Here is a 20,178-nt window from a genome sequence, read left to right as displayed (position 1 = left end):
GGCAAGTGAGCTAGCTCAGACCCGGGTGATCCGTACCGCGTCGGCGACCACGAGTCCGGTGCCGCTGGTCCAGCGACTCACGCCGACCTTGTTGCCCGTGCCGGCCGCCAGCGTGAACACGCCGATCGAGACCCACCTACCGCCGTTGATCCGCTGATTGACGAGGACGGACCTGCTGCCTGTGGTTGTCTCCACAAGGTATGGCGTCTGGTTGTTGTAGCCCGCGTCGGCGGGGTACCAGACTGAGATCTCATAGCTTCCGGTCGCCGGGATGGTCGACCGGAACCAGGCGACGTCGCTGGACGACACCGGACTGGTAAACCGGTAGTCGGTGCCGAACCGTTGGCCGGAGTAGGCCGACGTGCCCCATTCGGTGCTCGCGGTGAAGCCGCCCGAGGTGCTGTTGTCGATGGTCGTGGTCCACTGCGGCGGCGGGGTCTGCGTAACCCTCACGTCGAGGTAGTTGCGGTCGATCTTCATCGTGACGCCACCCCACGTCTCGGTGACCTCTCCGGCGTACTGGTGTATGCGCTGCTGGTCCGCGTAGTGGGCATCGGCGCAGTAGCTTCCGGCGTCGGTGTCAGCCACCCCGTTCCACCAGGCGATCCAGATCTGGTCGAGTCGCGTGTAGCTCGGGTTGTCGTATGCCTCGCAGACGTCCTTGATGCCGGACGAACCGCTGGAGTACATGCCGGCGAGGTAGCCCCGTACGTGCAACTGCTCGGTCCAACCGGACAGGAACGACAGCACGGCGGCCCGGCACGACGCGTTCGACGGGTATTGCTCGATGTCGTTGTAGAGGGTGCTCGCAGCGCCGATGCCCAGTGCCTGGGCGGCGTTCGCGGCGCTGTTGGCCGCGGAGACGCCTTGTGACCGGGCGGTGGTGGGATCGGCGGACATCTTCGGCGTGCGGGTGCCGCATGGTGCCTGGTAACCCAGTTCGATGGGGATCAGCCGCCATCCGTTGCTGGTCTGGTTGGCCACCCAGCTTGCGGTGAGGTTGGGCTGGGAACAGGAGCGACTGGCCCCGCTGATGTAGATGCCGACCGCGCCGTAGGGCGAACTGGTCCGCCACGCGTTCATCGTGGTCTGGGACGGAGCGGCACAGGTGTCGAATCCCCGGCCGGTGAAGGTGCCGGGTTGCGGGCCGGTGGCCAGCGGCGTCACTGCAGTTGATGCTTGTGTGGGTGTCGCGGCCGCAGCAATCGGCTCGGCGGGCGCCACGATCACCGCGGCAACGGTAAGACTCGCCAGCCACCCGGCAGTGACTCTCACGTCGCCTCCATCTGAAGAAATCCTTGCCTGAGAACTGGCCGTGCGAAAGATTTCTACCATGAATCGATGAGTAGCAATAGAGGGTCGCCGCCGACCCGGCGCCGAGCTCACGGGGACAGGCCGCCCGACCGCGAAGTGCCGGCCCGGCGGCTCAGGCCGGGCTGAACTGGATGAGGACCGACGCGGTCGGCAGCTCGTCCGGAGCGGGTGGCGCCTCGGTGCGCCAGGCCAGCCGTACGCTCCATCGGCGGCCCGGCGGAAGGCGGTAGGCGTCGGCGATGCCGCCGGCCGTGCCGCTGGAGAACCCGAGGACGCCCGACTCGAAGACCACCTCGAGTACGTGGCTGCGGTCCCAGCCGGCCGGATCGAAGTCGGCCGGCCCGTCCCAGGTCTCCAACCTGGTGACGCTACCCAGCACCACGGCGTCGTCGATGTTCTCGACCACCACGTAGCCTGGCGCCGAGCTGACCCATTGATCGAGCTCGTGCGGTGAGGGTGGAGCGTTGCGCCGGTCGTTGCTGTCGTCAATCATCGCGAACAGTCGATAGTCGACATCGACGTACAGCTCGGTGTGTTCGACCAGCGCCGCCATGCTGGCCCCTCCCTGCTCGGTGGACTACGAGGCTAGCGATCTCCCGCCGACCGTGAGTGTCCGCATACCTACTCACCCTGAGCATCGCTGCCGCTACCTCCTCACTTCGAATCCCGGCCCTGGCCTGGGCCCCACGCTGACCGCACCGCGGCCGCTCACGCCGCCGAGAGGTCGCTACTGGGCGACCGCTTGCCGTCGGACCTCGGGGCCTGAACACTTTCCCGCCTGATCGGCAATGTCAGGGTGAAGCGCGGACTTTGCCGAGGAGGGCCATGGCTTCGGATGCGGATTTGATAGGCCGGTCGCTGGATGGCGATGTCGACGCCTTCGTGGAGGTGGTCGAGCGTCATGAGGCCGCCGTCGGTTCGTACCTCGTTCGCCGGGTTGGGCGGGATGCGGCTGAGGACCTCCTGGGCGAGGTGTGGGTTGCGGCGTTCGAGTCGCGGCGATCGTACGACCGGTCGTACAACGATGCGCGGCCGTGGCTGTACGGGGTGGCATTGAATCGCTTGCGGCGCTACTGGCGGTCCCGGCCGGCCGAGGACCTGGTCGCGGACGTGCCGGACGTGGCTACTGGATGGGATCCGTGGTCGGCGGTGGACCTCGGCGTGGACGCCCGGGCGGTGCTCCGGTCGGCCCTGACACGGCTCAAACCCGAAGAGCGGGAGGTCCTGAGGCTCGTCGCCTGGGAGGACCTGACCGCGGCCGACGCCGCGCGGGCACTCGGCATACCGGCCGGCACCGCGCGGCGGTTGCTGAGCCAGGCCAGGACGGCATTGCGCGACGCCCCGGGGGTGTCCGCGCTTCTGAAGGACCGCAACAGCGCGAAGGAGAGACACCGATGACCGACGAGCTCGATCTGGTCGGTGCGTTGGGCAGCGCGGAACCACTACGCCCGGAGGCGTATCAGCGGGCGCGGGCGGTGCTGCGGGCGGCTATGGCCGACCCCGGAACCGGACGGCTTCTGGGTGCGAATTCAGCGGAGGACACGACTATGGAGGCGACTTCAACCATGGAAACGACGACAACCACGCGGGACCACGAATCCAGCCCGGCGCTTCAGCCCCGCCGCAGGATCGGCATCGCGGGCCGATGGGGCATCGGCGCCGGGGTGGGGGTCGCCGCCGCGGCGGCAGTTGTCGCTGTGGTGCTCAACTCGCCGGCGACCGGGGGCGTGGAGGCCGGCAAGGATTCGTCAGCCGCCACCTCGGCCTCGACCGCAGTCGACGGGTCGGCCGAGCGTACGCCGCTGATGACCCTGGCCGGGTCCATCAAGACGGTCACCCCGTCGACGGGCGACGCGTGGCTGGTGAAGGCGACGCAGGTCCACGGCACGAAGACCATGCAGGTCGTCTACACGCTTTACACCGATGGTCACGCGATCTACACGGGCAACAGCGTGAAGGACATCAAGCGTGCGATCGCCCGTCACCAGGACCAGATGACCGACGGGGGCTACGCTCCGCTCCTCAAGGCGGCCATCGCCGCGGCGGACAGCAGCCCGGCCGACGGCCGGACCCAGATGCTCAAGGCAGCCAACGATCCGCTGGTGGGCCTCGACCCCGCAGCGCAGAAGGCGGTGTGGGACAAGCAGCAGGCGGACGCCCAGGTGATCATCAAGCAGAAGGGCGGCAACGCCGAGCCGAAGCCGTACAGCCCTCAGGCCGTTCAGCGGCACTTCGACAACGCCCTGTGGACGTACAGCACCCAAGCGCTGTCCGCTGGCGACGGCAACACGCAGGTCCGGGCCGGTGTGCTGCGTCTGCTGTCCACCATCTCCGCGGTCAGCGTCAAGAACTCGACCACCCACGGCAAGGCCACGCTGACGATCACCGCCGGCCCCGAGGTGTTCGGCGGCACGGGCGGCGAGGTGCTGACCATCGACGCCACGACCGGCATGCTCGTCAAGGACGTCTCCACCGTGCCGGGCCTCCCTCAGGCCTCCACGACGTACGAATCCTCCCGCGTGACGAAGGCCGACCTGTAGGCCGGGAACTCCCACCCACCAGCGTTCCGGCAGACGGGGTACCGATCCCGCTGTATACGCCCTGACCAGCGCGCCCTGTGGTGGTGACCTCTTAGGAGGTCACCACCAAAACGAGGCTTGTGCGAGCTTCAGAGTCGCACTGAGCGTTATCGGCGGGATCGACGTCGCACAGCGCGATGGGGGTGTCGCCGAGCGCGTTCACCACCTTTCGGCCGCGTCGACGGGACCGGGCGGGCCTAGCGTTCCATGGCGGCGACGTGCCTGGGCGGTAACGGCTGCGCGATCTGCCTCAACGAACGGCACTCACGCCGACACCCACACTCAGGACACCAGGCACGTTCATGCCGCTGGTCGAGGTTCGGCCTGAGGAACTGATCCTGGGATGATGTTGGTGTGGTCGACCAACGCGCCAGTTTCGAGTTGCTTGGCAACGAGGCCTTGGAGCAGTCCGCGGTGGTGGCGAACTGCGTCATGAACCGGGAGCGGCAGCTCTCCGGGGTCAACAGCTACACCCGGGAGTTGGGGTTCAACCCTCTTGACGTTCTCGCCGCCGGCCCAGTTCGCGTCGGCCGAGCCGAGCCGTTGGCAGCCGCTGGCTGGTTGGATCTGTGCTGCGGCACCGGTCGAGCGCTTATCCAGGCTGCCGGGGAACTGCGGCTGGCAGGGTTGACCGAGCGGACAGTCCTCGTCGGGGTGGACCTGGTTGACGCCTTCGATCCCGTCCCCACACCACCGCTGAACCTGGAGTTGATCTGTGCCTCGGTGGTCAACTGGGCACCAACGCGGACGTTCAATTTGATCACCTGTATGCACGGACTGCACTACGTCGGAGACAAACTCGCCGTCCTGACCCGCGCGGCCGGCTGGCTGACTCCCACCGGCCGCCTCGTGGCCGATCTGGACCTGTCCAGCATTCGGCTTCCTGACGGGCGACCCGCGGGGCGGCGCCTCACCGCCCAACTCCGTGCCGCCGGGTTCTCCTACGACTCCCGTCGCCGCCGGATCAGCTGCACCGGCCGCCGCGACGCCCGCCTCCCGTACCGCTACCTCGGTGCCGACGATCGCGCTGGTGCCAACTACACCGGACAACCCGCCGTGCATTCCTACTACACCGAAAACCACTGACCGCACCACCGGTAATGTCCGCACATGCCGCGATCCGCCCGCACAGGCGAGCGCGTCGCCACGGCCCCGATTCGGTCGAAGCGTCCTACCGCCTCATCGACGCAGAGCGTCACGGGTGCGCGGGCTGAAGCCCCCGCGAGTCCATCGTCCGACACCGATTCCCTTGGCGAAGATCTGAGCAGGGCTTCCTGGAGCAGGGCTCCGGCAAAGTCGTGAGGTGCTCGGCTTGAGGTGGTTGGCGTAGACGGGTCCTTCTTGGTGGTAGCAGGTCGGGCGTGACCGGTTCAGAAGGTCATCGAGGTTCCTACGCCTGTTGATCTGTCCGAAGTGAGGCATGCCCGCGCTGAACCGTTCCGTCAACCGCCCACCGTGTTCGCGCCATCATGCTTGACACTCGACGTCAAGCGCTTGACAATGGGTGTCAAGTAGCGGAGGAGGCAGCATGTCGCCAACCCACGAGGAACTGACCGAGCATCTCATCCGGTTGATCGACATCCGGCTGCTCGACCCCCTCGAAATCCTGGTCGACGGCCACGACGCCATCGACCCGCTGCGTGCCGTCATCCGGGAGCGGGCCCGATCCTGGGCCACCACGATCGTCAGCGGCGACGACCGGGCGGCCGTCAGCGTGGTGATGCGCGCGATCTCCACCCTCTACCCGGGGGACGGACCGTTCGACCCACCCATCGACTGGTGGCGCAGCCCTTTCGGCCAGGCCGTCGCGCGACGGGTCGGCCACCCGACCGCCGAATCCGTGTCGTACACAGTGGCCGGCGCCATGCTCGGCATCACCCGCCAGGGCGTCCACGACCTGGTCTCCCGCGACAAGCTCGCCCGCCACCCCGAAGGCGGCGTGCGCTCCGCCTCGGTACGCGACCGACTGCTCAAGGAAGGAACCCGACGTGTCTGAGGCCATCATCGACTCCGGGACGGTGCCCATCGCGATCCGCGACGTCGGCGGACCCGGACAACCGCTGCTGCTCCTTCACGGCGCCGGCGGCAACCTCGCCCAGATGACCACCCTCGCCGAGCACCTGCACCCCACCCACCGGGTGGTCGCCGTCGACCTGCGCGGTCACGGCCGGTCCGGAGACGGCCCGTGGCGCTGGGACGACGTACTGGCCGACCTGGCCGCCGTCACCGACCATCTCGGCCTCACCTCACCCGCGGTGGTCGGCGTCTCCCTCGGCGGCATGCTCGCCACCCTCTGGGCGCAGCGTCACCCGGATTGCCCCGGTGCCGTCAGCTTCGACGGCAATCCGCCGTTGAACCGTCCGGACCAGCTCGCCGGGATGGACCCGGAGCAGGTCGAGACCGAGCTTGCCAAGCTGCGGACCGTCTTCGACGGGATGGCCGCGATGCTGGCCGAACCACTAACCGCCGAACAGGTGGCCGCCATGCTTGCGGGGCAGCGAGCCATGGCCCAGCGCTACGGCGCCGCACCCGACGACTGGGCGGCGGCCTTCGAACGCAACCTTGTGCCCGGCGACGACGGCCGCAGCCGGCTGCGGCCCGCCCCGGACCTCACCCGGCAGCTCCGGGATGCCATGGACTCCCTCGACCTGATGCCCGCCTACGGCGACGTCCGCTGCCCGCTGCTGCTCGTTCTCGCCACCGAGGACCTGCCCGAACAACAGCCGTTCCACGACCTGTACGAGGCGTATCGCAAGGTCACCGCCGAACGGCTTGCCGCTGTGGACAACCCGTCTCTGCGGGTGTGGCACCTCGCCGGCGCCAGCCACGCGATGGTCGCCGAACGCCCACAGGAGCTCGCTACCCTCATCACCGACTTCCTCGGCCCTCACAGCTGAGGGTGACTCGCAGGAGCCCGCCTCCTGGCGAAGGTCGGACCCGCCTGCGGTCATGAGGGCCATGGGAGAGACCGAGGTTCGGCGCACCGTCGAGACGGCGTGGCGGATGGAACCCGGGCACCACCGAGACCGTCTACGCGATCACCGACCTCCACGTCCATGAGGCCATCCCGGCGAAACTCACCAGGTGGATCCGTGGCAACAGGTCCATCGAGAACAGGGTCCACTGGGTGCGGGACGTCACCGACGACGAAGACCGCTCCCAGATCCGCACCGGCACCAGACCCCAGGTCATGGCCGTCCTCCGCAACGCCGCCATCGCGCACTACGCGCCGCAGGCATCACCAACATCGCCGCCGCCAACCGCCACCACGCCCGCGACGGCACCCGCCCACTCGCTCTACTCGGCATCACCTGACGACTTTGCCGGGGCCCTGCTTCCTGAACGGTGACCTCGGAGGCGTCAGGACCGACGGCCCGGGTTGTCCGTCGAGTGAGGAGCGGCGGACCCGAGGACGGCAGACGTGAAATGATGGCGCGTTTCTTTCAAGGGCCGTGGATGATGACCGGCGTGACTGAGAATGGCGGCGGGTTCGCGGAGCAGCGCCTGTACGACGCGGTGGCGCAATGGAACGTCGAGACCGGGTACGGCTTGGCGGACCTGATCCATTCCGCTTGTCAGGCGTTGGTCGACGGGCTGGACTCTCCGACGCTGCGTGAACTCGCCGGTGCTTCGGTGAATGATTCTTCCTGGGATATCCGTGATCTCGTGGGCAAGTCGTTTGAGGAACTTGGGATCCCCTGTCCGGGCACTGTTCCCCCGGGCTTCACCCTTGCCTCAGGTGGAGGAGTCGTCCGTCGACCAGGAGTCGACTCTCTCCGTCTGGAGGTGTCGCCGGTGCCCGGCGACGCAGGCGGCGGCTTCCAAGTGCAGGTCTACGTCAACGGCACGGAGATGACCTCTGCCGGAGCAGGCCTCGGGATGGACCCGTACGACGTCCTTGTTCCCACCAATCGTCTCGCGGCTACCCCTGAGCCGAGGACCGTTGCCATCGCCCGATGCGAGTGCGGCGTGTACGGCTGTGGATCCACGGACGTCATCATCGTGCGTGACGGCGATCTGGTGCACTGGGACTGGTCGCTCGAGGTGCCCATGATGCGGGGTGTCTCCTTCGCAGCTGCGGAGTACGACGCTGAGGTCGCGCGGGTGGCTGCGGATCATTCGTGGGAGACGCCGGAGCGTACGGCCGGACGACATGTCCTGACGGACATGGACCGCGATCGGCTGCTCACCTACGGCCTGAGACCCAGTTGGGTCGCCAACGACTACGGCAATCAGGAGCTGTTCCGGGTCGCCTTGCAGCTCGACGGTGACTACCAGATCTTCGTCGACACCCCGTGGCATGGCCGCAGACCTGGGGAATTGGCGGGCGAAGTGTGTGCCACCTTGGCGCTCCCTCCCAGCGCCTGGCACGCCACCTGGCACGCCATCATCCCCACGATCGCCAAACCGCCGAAGATTGCGGGGCCGTCCTGGCGACCCGCGCGGTTCTAGCAGCGGCAGGCCGGCACCCGGCGCCGGGCTTGCTGGGCCGACGCCGGCCTCACGCGGACCTTTGGAGGTACCGCCGATGACCACTCCCGAGCTCGACGATGGCCAGGCGCAGCTTTGGCGGATCACCATCCCCGTGATCGCTTCGGCCAGCGAGGTCGATGCCTTGACCGACCGTCTGGTCGAGACGCTCTGCCCGGACGGCGTCCACGAGGGCCCCTGACTGACTCGTCGCGGCTGTCAGTGGGATTCGGGATAGGCCTGATCGTCCATGGTCGGCTCGTACGAGACGATCTGTTTCGCTGCCGGGTTCAGTCGAGCAGATAGTCGGCCGGGACCGCCTCGGTGAGCCAGACGCCGTTGGCGCTGCGGTGGAACACGTGCCCGGCGGCGGCCATCGCCGCAGCGTCGATGGTGAGGATCACGACCCGACCGGCCCGTCGGGCCCCGACCCGGTGGGCGGTCTCGGTGTCGGCGGAGAGATGGACATGGTGCCGGCCGCCCCGGTGCAGGCCGGTGGCCCGGATCGACTCCAGCGCACCGGCGCCGGTGCCGTGATAGAGCCGGTCCGGTGGGGTGACCGGGGGCAGCCCGAGGTCCACCGGAACCGAGTGGCCCTGGTTGGCTCGGATCCGCAGCACCCCGTCGGGGCCGCGCGCGACAGCGAACCGCTGCTTGTCGTTGCCGGCGACGACCGCGTCCAGCTCGGCCCGCTCGATCCGTAGGGCGGCGAGCAGGGCGTCGACGGGAGTCCAACCGGCCGGGTCGAGCACCAGGCCGGCCCGCCCGGGATCGTGCCGCAGTGCCTTCGACATCCGTTTGCTCAACGTGACCATGCGCTCGCGTTCCACTGTGGCATTGTGGTCGATTTCCGTCGCGTGGATCGAGAGGTTTTCCGGCGGCACCGAACCCGGGCTTGGTGAGCACCTGGCTGGCGGCCGACGGCGACCCCACGGTCAGCGGCATCGCCCACGGCAACGCCGGGCTGCGGATCCGGTTCTCCCGGGCCGGCGCGTTCGTGCTGAAGGCCGACGAGGTGACCGTCCAGAGCCTGGCCAACCTCGCCGAGGTCGACCGGCGGATCCTCGCCCGGCACCAGGCCGGGAAGTGGGAGCGGGGCTGGGTGCTGGTGAGCGAGGTGGCCCGCGGCGGACCGGCGATCACTGTGGTCTCGGGCAGCTCCGACGGTGAGGCCTTCGTCGACCTCGGTGTGACGGCGGCGGCAGCCGGCCAGCCGCTGGCCGCCGCCGGCGCGGGGATCGCCCTCGGTACCCGCCGGGGCCTGGCCGGCTACTTCGTCAGCCCCACCGAGACGACAGTGCTGTGGCGGGGCCGCTGTGTACGGGATCCCTGGTGGTCGTCGAAGGCCTCGATGAGTGACCGGGGCGACCAGATCCACGCGGAGATGGCGGCCGACGACAGGGGCCTCCACGTCGTCGAGATCGAGCACCTTGAGGACATCCCGACCGACGACGCGTGATCAGGTGCCGTGTACGCCAAGGAGCGGTTCGGCGCCTCAGCTCCAGCCCCTTCCAGTCCGAGCCCACAGGTCCTGGTCCACCGGCCGAGGGTCTTGTCGCAGCCACGTGACGATGCTCTGTACGTGGTCCTCGGGTGACCCCGAGGACGATTCCATTCGAAGGGCGTCGTCGAAGTACGGGAACGCCTCAGCGCGCTCGCGGACGAGTGCTTCGTCAAGATCCGTGGCTTGGGTGCGCCCCCGGAAACGGCTCACGGCCTCGTCGGGAGTCACGAAGAACTCGACGACCCAGAGTGGCGCGGCGGATCCCGCCAACGCTTCCACCAGACTGGCGCGCTGGTCACGGCGGGCGTAGGTGCATTCGAGCACCACGGTCTCTCCACCATCGACGAACATTCGCGCGAGGAGGTGCGCACCGGCGTACGCGCGCAAGCGGTCGTCACGATTCCGATCGGACTCAGGGAACAGAAGCTCGAACAGAGCGTCGACCTCCAGGTAGATCCGGCAGTGACCTGAGGCGGTCAGCACCTCAGCCAGAGCCCTTCCCGCAGTGGACTTGCCCGAGCAGGGAGGGCCCGACAACACGACAACCCCGCTGCTGGCCATGTCCCCTCCCGGTCTCATGATCGTCGTCCTCGTCGGAGGCGGCCCGAACTATTGCCCCAGTGCGCGCTGAGATCGGCTGAGGACCCCACGGACCTGCGAATCGGCGGTGACCACCCGGGTGGTGGTCACCGCCGATTGCGTGGTCGGACCGGTCAGGCGGCCGAGCAGGCCGTGTCCAGCTCCTTGACAGCGGCTTCCAGTGCCTTCTTGCTGGGCTTGGCGTCGGCGGACTTGTTGTACGCGTCGCTCAGGCCCATCATCTCGTTCTGGACCTTCTCGGAGGCGGCGGTGACTGCCTCGTTGGCACCCATCGAGTGCGCCAGGATCGCGACCGACCCGGCGGCCCACTGGGCACTGACCGCGAAGTGCCCGGCCGGCGGGCCGATCTTCTCGGCCTCGGCGATCTTGGTCGCGTTGTCCTTGATGTCCTTCTTGATGTCGGCGCAGGCCTTCGCTGTGGCCGCACCGTCGGCTGCGGGGCTGGCCGCGGTGGTGGCCGCACCGGCGGTCGGGGCGGCGCTCGTGGCCGCCGGGGATGAGGAGGTCGAGGTGTCCGTAGATTCGGGCTGCGGATCGCAGCCGGCCGTGGCGATCGCCGCCGCAACGGCCACGCCAGTCAGGACGAGTCGAGTTCGGTTCATCGATGTTTCCCCCGTGATCTTCATGTTCGGCGCACGCTACCAGCCATGGTCGATCCGGTGGGGTCAGTTGATGGTCGACGAGCACCGAGCCCCAGGGCTGCAACTGGACGCGACGCGCGCCTCACCGAGGACCTGGTTGGCGCGGCGGCGCCGTTACTGTGAACGAAGGCAGCCGCGCAGTGCATTCTGTGGCCGTTCCACATACGTGCGCCAATGGCGGCCTCCGGCTCGGGCTGCCGTCTCAGGTCGGCAGAGGTCCGGCCGTTCTACCCGTTGCGAAGGGTCGTGATGATCCGGTCGCGGTCCCCGGACGCGATCGCGTCCAGGATGCCGGTGATCCTGGCATCTTTCTCGGCCGCCTTGATGACCTTCGTCAGGTTCGCGCGGTCGGTGTAGAGGGAGCGCGCGAGTTCGGCGATCGGCAACTCCTCACTCGGCACCCGCGCGTACCCCGCCAAGCCGAACTTGAGGGAGTGGCGGGCTTGCTGGAGCTGTGCCTCGCCCGCCTCGCGCATCAGCCATGCGCTGACGACCGGTCGTGCCATGCCGGGCGGTTGGGGTGTGTCCGAAGCTATTGCATCGTCACCGCTTCCGTACTCCAGGGCAAGGTCGGTGACCCATCGGGCGTAGGTGCCGTAGGCATCAAGAACGTTGTACGTGTGTACGACCTCGATGCCGCCGCCAGCCAACGTACGAATGATCTTTGACTCCTTGGGGCCGACTTCCTCGGGCACGATTGCCACAACCCGGTCCCGCCATCCACAGAACTGACTGGCGGCCCCGGTGCGCAGGCTGTGGGCCAAAAAGACGCGGGCGGCGTCGTCGTATACGTCCTCCTGAGGAGTGCCCGCTGCCACCCTCCACATGAGAGACGGGTCCCCGGGCGTCCAGTCCCCATCCTCATCCAGCGCGATGTCGCTTTCGTACAGGACGGTCTCACCCGACTGCACCACTTCACCGAGCACCCGGCCGGTCTGAGAGATGAAGCCGGCGATGTACTCGGATGTGTCGGTGTCGACCTCTGCGGCAAGACGGTGCCGTTCGGCCGGGTCGTCGACCGGGGTGGCATGGCGTGGGGTGAGCGGGCTCGCGAGGTGCCGGAGATCAGCGAGTGTCATGAGTACACACTACACACCCCTTCGTCGTCCAGATCGGACTGCGCGTCGACGACCTGACGTGAGCGCTACCGGCGCTCCGGCCGCTGAGTCACCGATCAGTCAAGCCAGCAGATCACCGCAGCACTGTCCCGGGCGGCTGCGGCGAAGAAGGCCTGGACGTCTGGTAGATAGTGGGCCACCCAGGCCAGTTCGCTGGGTCCTTCCCAGGGGCCGGGGTAGATGTTGGCCCGTTTCAACTCCTGCGGGTCGACGCCCCGGATGAGGTCGTCCGCGGTGAGCGCAGCCAGTCTCGAGGCCGCCGTCGCTACGTCGATTGGTGCCAGATAGGAGGGTGGCCCGTAGCCCCAGTCGTCCTCGAGGTTTTCCAGGAAGTCGAACATCTCGTCGCTGTCAGGCTCGACATCTGGCAGCTCCACGAACCTCTCGGTGCCCAGAACCAGCGGAGTTTCGAAACCCAGCCGATCGAGGAGGAAATCAAGCCCGTCCCATGCCTTGTCGGTGGAAGCCCAACGTTCGGAGTTGTCGTCCCGTTCCGCCATGGCGAGGTCGTACGCCCAGCCGAGGTCAGTTCTGGCCCGCTCCAGTTCGGCCGGTGAAACGCGCAGCCAGTTGCCGTTCATGCTCACCGCGCGAGACTAGTACTTCAACGTCAGCTGGGCTGTCTGCGCTGGCGGTGTCGTGCATGGCGGCGGCACCGCCGGCGTGGCTCGCCACATCCGACGGTGCCGCGTCTGGAGGCGGTTCGGTGCGAACGGAACCGCCCCACCAATGCGACAGTGAATCCTCGCTCAGGCCAGGGGAGATCCGGCGACCGGATCGAGCAGCAGTTCCTCGACGTCGACGATGTCGCTGACGTCGAAGCCCCGCATGTCCGCCGCCAGTTCGGGGCTCGCGACGTAAGCGGTGGTGAATTCGGCGGGGTGGGTGCCCTCCCGAAATGAGAGCAGGGCGATCAAACGGTGCGCGCCGGCCTGGTGATCGGTCCAGAAGCCGCGCACTGTGACACCGAATGCGGGCATGCTGGCGACATGCCGTGGCCAGTGCACTGTGGCGTACTGCTGGAGCGCTTCTGCCGTGCGCAGGGTGTAGGTCCGGATCTGATACATGATCGGACTCCGTCCGGGGTGTGGGGTCAGTTGATGGAACTACGCCCCTGCGGCCGCTGCCTTGGCGGCCTTGATTGCCGAGTCGAAGTCGGGTTTCACGCCGATTTGTGCGAGCAGTACGTTCGCCGCGTTGTAGCAGTCGAACCTTTCGATTTTCCCGTCCCGGAGATGCCAGAGATCCGCCGTCGGCACGTCGATCCGGTTACCGGTCGGCGGGATTTCACCGGCCGGGGTGGGGAACCCGCCGAGATGCGTTCCCTGAATTCGGAGTTCGACGGCAACGACAGCACCGAGCGCATGCACGGCGAGTAGCTCGCGGTGGACGTCGGGAAAGACGCTGGCGAAGCCCACCAATGCCTGCGGAATCTCGTCCCCGCGGAAGCTCATCGAGTTCGGCATGTCGTTGAACGCCCCGTCCTCGGTGAACAGGGCGCGAAAGCCATCCCCGTCCAGGACGCTTCCTTCCGCCAGCCGGTATGCCTCGCGGACAACCTCTTCGTTAGTTCTCACGTCGCTCTTCCCTAAGCCCTGGTGTCGCTACCGGAATTGAGTGCCGACGCCCGCCAGGAGTCGAGTATTGACGGGCGCTCCAACCAAGCTAACAGGTTTTTGACCACATGGTCAATAACGTATGCTTGCTCACATGCCTCGTCCCCGTAAGTTCGTCGAGAGTGATGTCGTCAGCAGCGCCGGCGAGGTGTTCGCGGCGCACGGCCTCGCCGCTGCGACGCTGGACGACCTGGTGCGGGCCACCGGTCTGGGGAAGCAGAGCTTGTACAACGCGTTCGGCGGGAAGCGGGAATTGTTCCTCCGAGCGCTCTCCGAGGACCGCGAGGAAGCGACGCGCGCCGTCTCGGAAGCACTCGGACACGAGGACGCTTCGGCGCTGGAACAAATTCGAGGCCACATGCTCCGGCTGGCGATCGAGCTCAGCAGCAGTGGTCGGCGGGTCTCGCTGACCACGCGGGCGCTTGTCGAATCGACAGGCGAGGATGACCCGCTGTCGACGGCCACGAAGGCCGGTATCGAGCAGCTCGCCGAGGTCTATGCCCAATGCCTGGAACATGCGCGGGAGGACGGGGATCTACCGGACGACGCGAACGTGCAATCGTTGGCGGTCTACTTCGTCGCCGTCACCCGAGGAATGGAGTTGCTCGGCCGTGCCGGTGTCGGCCGCGCCGTTCTCACCGCAGTCGCGCTCGACGCGCTTCGCGCGCTCCACGGTCAGCGGATGGAAGCTGCCGATGGTTCCCCGTCCCTGCGGGAATGACTGCCGCCGCCGGCGTCCGCTCAGGTCGTGATGGGCGCACCCGGTTGCCGGGCTCCGTCCTCTGGCTGTTGACTGCGTGGCACCATGGTGCGTTATGGATCATGAGGGGCAGTTTCGTCGGGCGGCGCTCGCGTTGGGCCTCCCGGACGACGAGGTCGGCCGGTTCGTCCAGCACCTGCGTCTGTCGATCCGGCTGAGCGGGGGAGTCGGCGGTGTTCCGGTCGGGCAGTTCGGTGGGTTGCCCCGACTGCCGGTGGGCATGGACTGGCCGTCCGACGGGGTCAGCCCGTTGCCGTTCATCTTCTCGGTCGATTGTGCGGCGCTGCCGAGAGTCGACGGTTTCGGCCTGCCGGCAGACGGCTCGCTGCTGTTCTTTCTGAACCACGAGCAGGCCGCCGCCACCGGGGAGCGGCGGTACGGGCGAGTCGTGTATGTGCCGGCCGGTACCGATACCGAGGTGGCGACGGCATCCACCGACGAAGCGTTCGTCGGCGAGCAGTACGACGTCTCTGCCACGCTGCGCGCGGAGTTCCCCGGTTGGTTCGGGGTCGACGAGGACGACGAGGACGAAGATGAGGACGACCTGTCGCCCGTTCAGCAGCAGGTGGCCCGTGACCTCGAACGTGACCTGCCGCACCTGGACGAACTCTGTGCGCTGGCCAACGACCTCTGGCCGCCGAACAGCGAGTACGTCAGCGCTTGGATCGGCGGGTATGCCGACGAGAACGTCGTCCAGAGCTTTGCGGAGCAGACCCTCGCGTGGCGCGAGAAGACCGGCGAGATCGTCATCCCGGTCGCGAAGTGGTATTCCCAGGTGGAGTTGGAGACGCACCGGCTGACGAGTGAGTGGGTGTCGCTCGCCCGCTTTCCCGTCGACAACGAGCTCTATTACCGCAGCGTCGGGAGTTTCGTGATCCGTCACGACGACCTGGCCGCTGGTCGGCTGGACGAGGCGCTTTCCGTGGCCGAGCTGGTCCCATAGAACACCGGCGGCGCCCGCCCGCCGGTGCCTGACGTCCTGCACCGTAGCCTCGCTTCGCCTCGCCGGGCTGGTTCAGAAGGGTCGTCGGGTGCCGACAGGAGCTGACGTGCCCAAGAAGCCGCGCGCCGGTTGGGCAGCGCTCAGACGCGGGTCCCGCCGCCGCCGAGAGCGCGTAGCGCGTTGAGGATCACGGCCACGTCGATGCCCTCCTGCAGGAACGCGCCGGCCACCGGGGGCAGCAGGCCGAACGCGGCGGCGATCATCGCCACCACCGCCAATCCCATGCCCACGCCAGCACTCTGCGCCGCGATCGTCCGGGACCGGCGGGCGATCTCCACCGCGTCCGCCAACCGGTCCAGCCGGTCCACCGACAGCACCGCATCCGCGACGTCCGCCGAGGCCGTCGCCCCGGTCGCCCCCAGTGCCACGCCCACTGCGGCGGTTGCCAGCGCTGGCGCGTCGTTGATCCCGTCGCCGACCATCACCGTCACCGCCCGGTCGGACTCGGTCCGTACCCGGGCCACCTTCTCGTGCGGGGAGCAGCGGGCGACCACGTCATCCACGCCCACCGCGCGGGCCACCCGCTCGGCGACCTCCGGCCGGTCTCCGGTCACCATGATCACCCGTTGGAAGCCGGCCTGCCGCAGCCGTCGTACGGTGTCCTTCGCGTCGGGCCGTACCGGGTCGCGGAGAAGCACCGCCCCGGCGAGGACGCCGTCCAGGCCCACCCAGACCGTCGACAGGCCGTCCTCCTCCGCCTGCTGCCGTGCGCGTGCGGCCCAGTCCGGTAGGTCACCGCCGTGTTGGCCGACCCGGACCAGCCGGCCGTCGACCCGGCCGCTCACCCCCTGTCCGGGCTCCTCCGTCACCTCGGTGGGCGCCACGAGCCGACTGCTCCGGTCCTTGGCGGCCCGCACTATCGCGGCGGCCAGCACATGGGAGGACAGCTGTTCGACCGAGGCGGCCATCCGCAGCAACTCGTCCCCGTCGCCGCCGGGCGCGGTCAGCACCCTGGCCATCTCCGGACGCCCCGCCGTCAGCGTCCCGGTCTTGTCCACGAGCAGCGTCCGCGCCCGGCCCAGCAGTTCCAACGAGCCGCCGTTGCGGACCAGCACACCGCGCCGGGCCGCCCGGGACAACCCCGCCACTATCGCGATCGGGGTGGCCAGCAGCAACGGGCACGGAGTCGCCACCACCAGTACCGCCACCGCCCGCACGAACTGCCCGGAGGCCGCCCACGCGATACCGGCCAGGATCAGGGTGAACGGCACGAACGCCGCCGAGTACCGGTCGGCCAGCCGCACCATTGGCGCCTTCTCCGCGTTCGCCTCCTCCGCGAGCCGGACGATTCCCGCGTAGGTGCTCTCGGCCGCCACCGAGGCGACCCGCAACCCGAACGCCGCGCCCGCGTTGACCACTCCACTGGCCAGCCGGTCCCCGGCCCGGCGCTCGACCGCCTGGGACTCGCCGGTCACCGCGGACTCGTCCAGCGTCGCCGCGTCCTCGGCGAAGCCGTCCACCGGCACGACCTCACCCGGGCCGACCAGCAGTCGATCGTCCTTCCGGATGTCGTTCACGTCGACGTCCTGGATGTCGCCGTTCGGACCGCGGCGCCGTGCCCGGCGGGGTGCTCGCGCCAGCAGCTCGTGCAGGTCCCGGGTGGCCCGCCCCTGGGCGTAGCGCTCCAACGTGTGCCCACTGGCCAGCATCAGCGCCACCACCGCCCCGGCCAGGTACTCACCGACCAGCAGCGAGGTGGCCAGAGCCAGAGTCGCGATCACGTCCACGCCGATCCGGTGCCGCCGCAACGACTGGACCAACCAGCGCAGCGTGACCAGCAGGGTGACCGAGGTCGTCGCCGCCCAGCACACGTCGGCGGCCCCGCGCTGGCCCGCGAACCACAACCCCGCGCCCGCCAGCACCGGCACCGTCAACACGACCAACGGCGCGACGTCACGCCACCGTTGCGCAGCAGACCCGCCAACCACGTCCCACCCCCACGTCGAGGGGCCATCGCGCACCCCTGGCCGGCGAAACCATGGCCGGCCGGGCCCGGCGCCGGCGAGTAACAAGGGTCTCAACAACGCGAGGCCGGCGTGGTCGAAACATCCTGATTTTCCGACGTAGGCCCCGACCGCGCGGGTGCCGGCCGACGCCCGCGCGGGCGGGGCCCCGGATCCGGTGCCGCGCTCGGGCGGGCGGGTGACCTCTCTTGACCGCCATCGTGCTGCTTTACTATGTTCCTAGTAGATCAGTAAGGGGTCATCGTGTTCGTCTTCCGGCTCGACACCCGCTCCGGCGTGCCGCCGTACCTGCAACTCGTCCAGCAGGTCCGCCAGGCGGTGCTGCTGGGCTTCCTCCAACCCGGTGACCGCCTCCCGCTCATCCGAGAGGTGGTCGAGGACCTGGCGATCAATCCGAACACCGTCGCCAAGGCGTACCGGCAGATGGAGCAGGAAAACCTGGTCACCGGCCGGCCCGGCCAGGGCACGTTCGTCAACGAACAGCAGTCGGCCGCGATGTCGCCATCGACGTACACGTCGCTGCGCCGCGGCCTGGCGACCTGGCTGCGCCGCGCCTACGACGCCGGCCTCGACGAGCAGGCGGTCAACGCGCTCTTCACCTCCGTGCACCAGCAGACGCGAAACGAGGACGTGGCGTGACAGCGACCGAGTTCGCGCTGCGCACCGACGCTGTGGGCAAGCGGTACCGGAAGGGCTGGGCGCTGCGTGACTGCACACTGGCCCTGCCGGCGGGCGGCGTGATCGCCCTGGTCGGGCCGAACGGCGCGGGCAAGACCACGCTGCTGCGCCTGGTCGTCGGGTTGCTGGCACCGAGCACCGGCACGGTGGAGGTCCTCGGCCACGACGTCACCGCCAGCACCCCGCAAACGCTGTCCCGGGTCGGGTTCCTGGCCCAGGACCACCCGCTGTACAAGCGCTTCACCGTCGCCGAGATGCTCCGCTTCGGCCGGGCCTGCAACCTGCGGTTCGACCAGGGGCTGGCGGAGCGCCGGCTGGCGAAGCTGGGCATCCCGCTCGACCGCAGGGCCGGCACGCTCTCCGGCGGCCAGCAGGCCCAGGTCGCGTTGGCGCTGGCCCTGGCGAAGCGGCCGGACCTGCTCGTCCTCGACGAGCCGGTGGCCAGCCTCGACCCGCTGGCCCGGCACGAGTTCCTTCAGGTCCTCATGGGCGCGGTGGCCGACGGCGAGGTGACCGTCCTGTTCTCCTCCCACGTCGTGCACGAGCTGGAGCGCGTCTGCGACCACCTGGTCGTGCTCAACAACGGCCGGGTCACGCTCACCGGTGACATCGACACCCTCCTCGTCGAGCACCGGCGGCTCGTCGGCCCGCGCACGCCCACCGACCTCGACCGATCCGGCGCCGTCGTGGAGGCCGTCCACAGCGACCGCCACACGAGCCTGCTGGTACGCGACGGCGGGCTCCCGCCCGCGCCCGGGTGGCAGGCCCAGCCGGTCGCGCTGGAGGAGCTGGTGCTGGCGTACCTGCGTCGGCCGTCCGAGCCGAGCACCACCGTCCCGTCCGGGGTGCCGGCATGACGTGGTTGATCTGGCGCCAGCACCGGGCCGAGGTCTGCGTCCTGGGTCTGTTCGTCGGCATGTTCGCCGTCGTCCTGCTCGTGCTCGGGACGCAGGCCCACGACCTGTTCCCCGGCGGTCCCGCCGGGTGCGCGGGAGACGCCGGTGTCAACGAGGCCTGCGCGGCGTCCTTCCGCCGGCTCGACGAGGAGTACGGGTACGTCGAGAACCTCCTGGCGGGCTTCTATCTGGTCCCCGTCGTCATCGGTGCGTTCCTCGGTGCGCCGCTGCTCGCGCGCGAACTGGAGGACGGCACCTGGCAGCTCGCCTGGACGCAGGCCGTCCCGCGGATGCGCTGGTTGGCGACCAAGCTCGCGGCACTCGCCGGCGTCACCGTCGCGCTCACCGGGATGTTCACCGCGGTGCTCACCTGGTTCCGTCAGCCGTTCGACGCCTGGGAGGGACGGTTCCAGTACGACGCCTTCGACCTGGAAGGACTTGTTCCGGTGGCGTACGCGCTGTTCGCGTTCGGCGTCGCCACCGCCGCCGGGGCGATCCTGCGGCGCAGCCTGCCCGCGTTCGGCGTCGCGTTCGGGGCGTTCCTCGCCGCCCGGATGGCGGTGGCGCTGCTGGCCCGTCCCGCGTACGCCACGCCGCTCACCACCACGGAGCCGGTCGGAGTCGGCGGCACGACGGACCAGGCGGGGCGCCGGGCCGTGCCCGGCTTCGCCGACTGGGTGATCGAACGCGGCTACGTGGACGCCAGCGGGCGCAGGCTGAGTGGGACCGAGTACCACGAGCTGGAGGGCGCCGCCAACCGGGCCGGCGAGAACCTCAACCAGTTCCTGCACGCGCGGGGCATCCAGCGATTCGGGGTCTATCACCCGGCCGACCGGTTCTGGACGTTCCAGCTCATCGAGGCGGCGGTGTTCGTCGCCGTCGCGGCGATCCTGATCGGTGTGGTGGTGTGGCGAATACGGCGCCGGCTGATCTAGCGGCACCGCTATGACATAGATGGGATTATATCTCTTGCGTCATCTCAGGTAGGAAGACCGAAGGCACGTCTCGGTGCTGATTCCTGAGAAGGAGCGACAG

Annotated in this window: 24 protein-coding genes; 13 read left to right on the top strand and 11 right to left on the bottom strand. The window is 68.7% G+C overall.

Annotated features, from left to right (window positions below; translation table 11 throughout):
- Nucleotides 1–15 precede the first annotated feature (15 nt).
- Both KBX26_RS09975 and KBX26_RS09970 read right to left on the bottom strand, forming a co-directional pair.
- A complete protein-coding gene (locus KBX26_RS09975; RefSeq protein ID WP_307857783.1) occupies nucleotides 16–1,386 on the bottom strand; it encodes a glycoside hydrolase domain-containing protein in 1,371 nt (456 codons plus the stop codon).
- Between the two features lie 40 nt (nucleotides 1,387–1,426).
- A complete protein-coding gene (locus KBX26_RS09970; protein WP_210865252.1) occupies nucleotides 1,427–1,867 on the bottom strand; it encodes a hypothetical protein in 441 nt (146 codons plus the stop codon).
- Between the two features lie 272 nt (nucleotides 1,868–2,139).
- Here KBX26_RS09970 and KBX26_RS09965 point away from each other — a divergent pair, with 272 nt between their 5' ends.
- From KBX26_RS09965 to KBX26_RS09945, 5 genes are all read left to right on the top strand, one after another.
- Entirely contained in the window at nucleotides 2,140–2,712 is a 573-nt protein-coding gene (locus KBX26_RS09965) for an RNA polymerase sigma factor (RefSeq protein WP_030328480.1), read from the top strand.
- Nucleotides 2,709–3,854 carry a hypothetical protein gene (locus KBX26_RS09960; protein ID WP_210865251.1) on the top strand — a complete coding sequence of 382 codons (1,146 nt, stop codon included), beginning with the start codon at nucleotides 2,709–2,711 and terminating at the stop codon, nucleotides 3,852–3,854. Before KBX26_RS09965 ends, KBX26_RS09960 begins: the two co-directional genes overlap by 4 nt.
- Nucleotides 3,855–4,247: 393 nt before the next feature.
- Complete coding sequence (locus KBX26_RS09955) at nucleotides 4,248–4,979, top strand: methyltransferase domain-containing protein (protein ID WP_307857782.1); 732 nt, start codon at nucleotides 4,248–4,250, stop codon at nucleotides 4,977–4,979.
- 442 nt (nucleotides 4,980–5,421) lie between these two features.
- Entirely contained in the window at nucleotides 5,422–5,889 is a 468-nt protein-coding gene (locus KBX26_RS32210; RefSeq protein ID WP_247680436.1) for a hypothetical protein, read from the top strand.
- Nucleotides 5,882–6,790 (top strand): alpha/beta fold hydrolase, encoded by a 909-nt coding sequence (locus tag KBX26_RS09945; protein ID WP_210865250.1) that lies wholly within the window; start codon nucleotides 5,882–5,884, stop codon nucleotides 6,788–6,790. The genes KBX26_RS32210 and KBX26_RS09945 overlap by 8 nt, the downstream gene beginning before the upstream one ends.
- 133 nt (nucleotides 6,791–6,923) lie before the next feature.
- Here KBX26_RS09945 and KBX26_RS33165 read toward each other — a convergent pair whose 3' ends face one another.
- The gene (locus KBX26_RS33165) at nucleotides 6,924–7,085 is read right to left on the bottom strand and encodes a hypothetical protein (RefSeq protein ID WP_210865249.1); all 162 of its coding nucleotides are present in this window, start codon (nucleotides 7,083–7,085) and stop codon (nucleotides 6,924–6,926) included.
- Between the two features lie 264 nt (nucleotides 7,086–7,349).
- Here KBX26_RS33165 and KBX26_RS09935 point away from each other — a divergent pair, with 264 nt between their 5' ends.
- Nucleotides 7,350–8,345, top strand: coding sequence for a hypothetical protein (locus KBX26_RS09935; RefSeq protein WP_247680435.1), 996 nt, complete (start codon nucleotides 7,350–7,352; stop codon nucleotides 8,343–8,345).
- 76 nt (nucleotides 8,346–8,421) lie between these two features.
- A complete protein-coding gene (locus KBX26_RS09930) occupies nucleotides 8,422–8,565 on the top strand; it encodes a hypothetical protein (protein ID WP_156057279.1) in 144 nt (47 codons plus the stop codon).
- 88 nt (nucleotides 8,566–8,653) lie between these two features.
- On the opposite strand, the gene KBX26_RS09925 is transcribed toward KBX26_RS09930, so the two are convergent.
- On the bottom strand, nucleotides 8,654–9,178 hold the full coding sequence (locus KBX26_RS09925) for an RNA 2'-phosphotransferase (protein WP_210858597.1): 525 nt from the start codon (nucleotides 9,176–9,178) through the stop codon (nucleotides 8,654–8,656).
- Between the two features lie 83 nt (nucleotides 9,179–9,261).
- Between KBX26_RS09925 and KBX26_RS09920 the strand changes: the two genes are divergently transcribed.
- A complete protein-coding gene (locus KBX26_RS09920) occupies nucleotides 9,262–9,822 on the top strand; it encodes a hypothetical protein (protein WP_030328464.1) in 561 nt (186 codons plus the stop codon).
- Between the two features lie 36 nt (nucleotides 9,823–9,858).
- Here KBX26_RS09920 and KBX26_RS09915 read toward each other — a convergent pair whose 3' ends face one another.
- The 6 genes from KBX26_RS09915 to KBX26_RS09890 all read right to left on the bottom strand — a co-directional run bounded on the left by KBX26_RS09915 (nucleotide 9,859) and on the right by KBX26_RS09890 (nucleotide 13,803).
- Entirely contained in the window at nucleotides 9,859–10,428 is a 570-nt protein-coding gene (locus KBX26_RS09915; RefSeq protein ID WP_210865247.1) for an AAA family ATPase, read from the bottom strand.
- Nucleotides 10,429–10,580: 152 nt separating this feature from the next.
- Nucleotides 10,581–11,069, bottom strand: coding sequence for a hypothetical protein (locus KBX26_RS09910; RefSeq protein WP_210858583.1), 489 nt, complete (start codon nucleotides 11,067–11,069; stop codon nucleotides 10,581–10,583).
- 266 nt (nucleotides 11,070–11,335) lie between these two features.
- Nucleotides 11,336–12,187: a hypothetical protein gene (locus KBX26_RS09905; RefSeq protein ID WP_210865246.1), complete on the bottom strand. Its 852-nt coding sequence runs from the start codon at nucleotides 12,185–12,187 to the stop codon at nucleotides 11,336–11,338.
- A 95-nt stretch (nucleotides 12,188–12,282) separates the two neighbouring features.
- Entirely contained in the window at nucleotides 12,283–12,807 is a 525-nt protein-coding gene (locus KBX26_RS09900) for a DUF1877 family protein (RefSeq protein ID WP_210858599.1), read from the bottom strand.
- Between the two features lie 168 nt (nucleotides 12,808–12,975).
- Nucleotides 12,976–13,293, bottom strand: a complete 318-nt coding sequence (locus KBX26_RS09895; protein ID WP_210865245.1) for an NIPSNAP family protein — start codon at nucleotides 13,291–13,293, stop codon at nucleotides 12,976–12,978.
- Between the two features lie 39 nt (nucleotides 13,294–13,332).
- A complete protein-coding gene (locus KBX26_RS09890; protein ID WP_210865244.1) occupies nucleotides 13,333–13,803 on the bottom strand; it encodes an ester cyclase in 471 nt (156 codons plus the stop codon).
- A 133-nt stretch (nucleotides 13,804–13,936) separates the two neighbouring features.
- Between KBX26_RS09890 and KBX26_RS09885 the strand changes: the two genes are divergently transcribed.
- Both KBX26_RS09885 and KBX26_RS09880 read left to right on the top strand, forming a co-directional pair.
- Nucleotides 13,937–14,563 carry a TetR/AcrR family transcriptional regulator gene (locus tag KBX26_RS09885; protein ID WP_247680434.1) on the top strand — a complete coding sequence of 209 codons (627 nt, stop codon included), beginning with the start codon at nucleotides 13,937–13,939 and terminating at the stop codon, nucleotides 14,561–14,563.
- Between the two features lie 94 nt (nucleotides 14,564–14,657).
- Nucleotides 14,658–15,545 (top strand): DUF1963 domain-containing protein, encoded by an 888-nt coding sequence (locus KBX26_RS09880; RefSeq protein WP_036410739.1) that lies wholly within the window; start codon nucleotides 14,658–14,660, stop codon nucleotides 15,543–15,545.
- A 140-nt stretch (nucleotides 15,546–15,685) separates the two neighbouring features.
- Here the strand turns inward: KBX26_RS09880 and KBX26_RS09875 are convergent, their stop codons facing one another.
- Entirely contained in the window at nucleotides 15,686–17,533 is a 1,848-nt protein-coding gene (locus tag KBX26_RS09875; protein ID WP_210865241.1) for a heavy metal translocating P-type ATPase, read from the bottom strand.
- A gap of 279 nt (nucleotides 17,534–17,812) precedes the next feature.
- Between KBX26_RS09875 and KBX26_RS09870 the strand changes: the two genes are divergently transcribed.
- Genes KBX26_RS09870 through KBX26_RS09860 form a run of 3 tightly spaced genes read left to right on the top strand, consistent with a single transcriptional unit; the run spans nucleotide 17,813 to nucleotide 20,078 of the window.
- Nucleotides 17,813–18,208 (top strand): GntR family transcriptional regulator, encoded by a 396-nt coding sequence (locus KBX26_RS09870; RefSeq protein WP_030328446.1) that lies wholly within the window; start codon nucleotides 17,813–17,815, stop codon nucleotides 18,206–18,208.
- A complete protein-coding gene (locus KBX26_RS09865) occupies nucleotides 18,205–19,104 on the top strand; it encodes an ABC transporter ATP-binding protein (RefSeq protein ID WP_030328444.1) in 900 nt (299 codons plus the stop codon). The genes KBX26_RS09870 and KBX26_RS09865 overlap by 4 nt, the downstream gene beginning before the upstream one ends.
- Entirely contained in the window at nucleotides 19,101–20,078 is a 978-nt protein-coding gene (locus KBX26_RS09860) for an ABC transporter permease subunit (protein WP_030328441.1), read from the top strand. Before KBX26_RS09865 ends, KBX26_RS09860 begins: the two co-directional genes overlap by 4 nt.
- The last annotated feature ends 100 nt before the right edge of the window (nucleotides 20,079–20,178 follow it).

It is taken from the genome of Micromonospora sp. C97 (assembly GCF_018070385.1).
GTDB classification, from domain to species: domain Bacteria; phylum Actinomycetota; class Actinomycetes; order Mycobacteriales; family Micromonosporaceae; genus Micromonospora; species Micromonospora parva.
The sequence above is the reverse complement of the archived record's forward strand: the minus strand, read 5'-3'. Positions and strand labels throughout refer to the sequence as shown.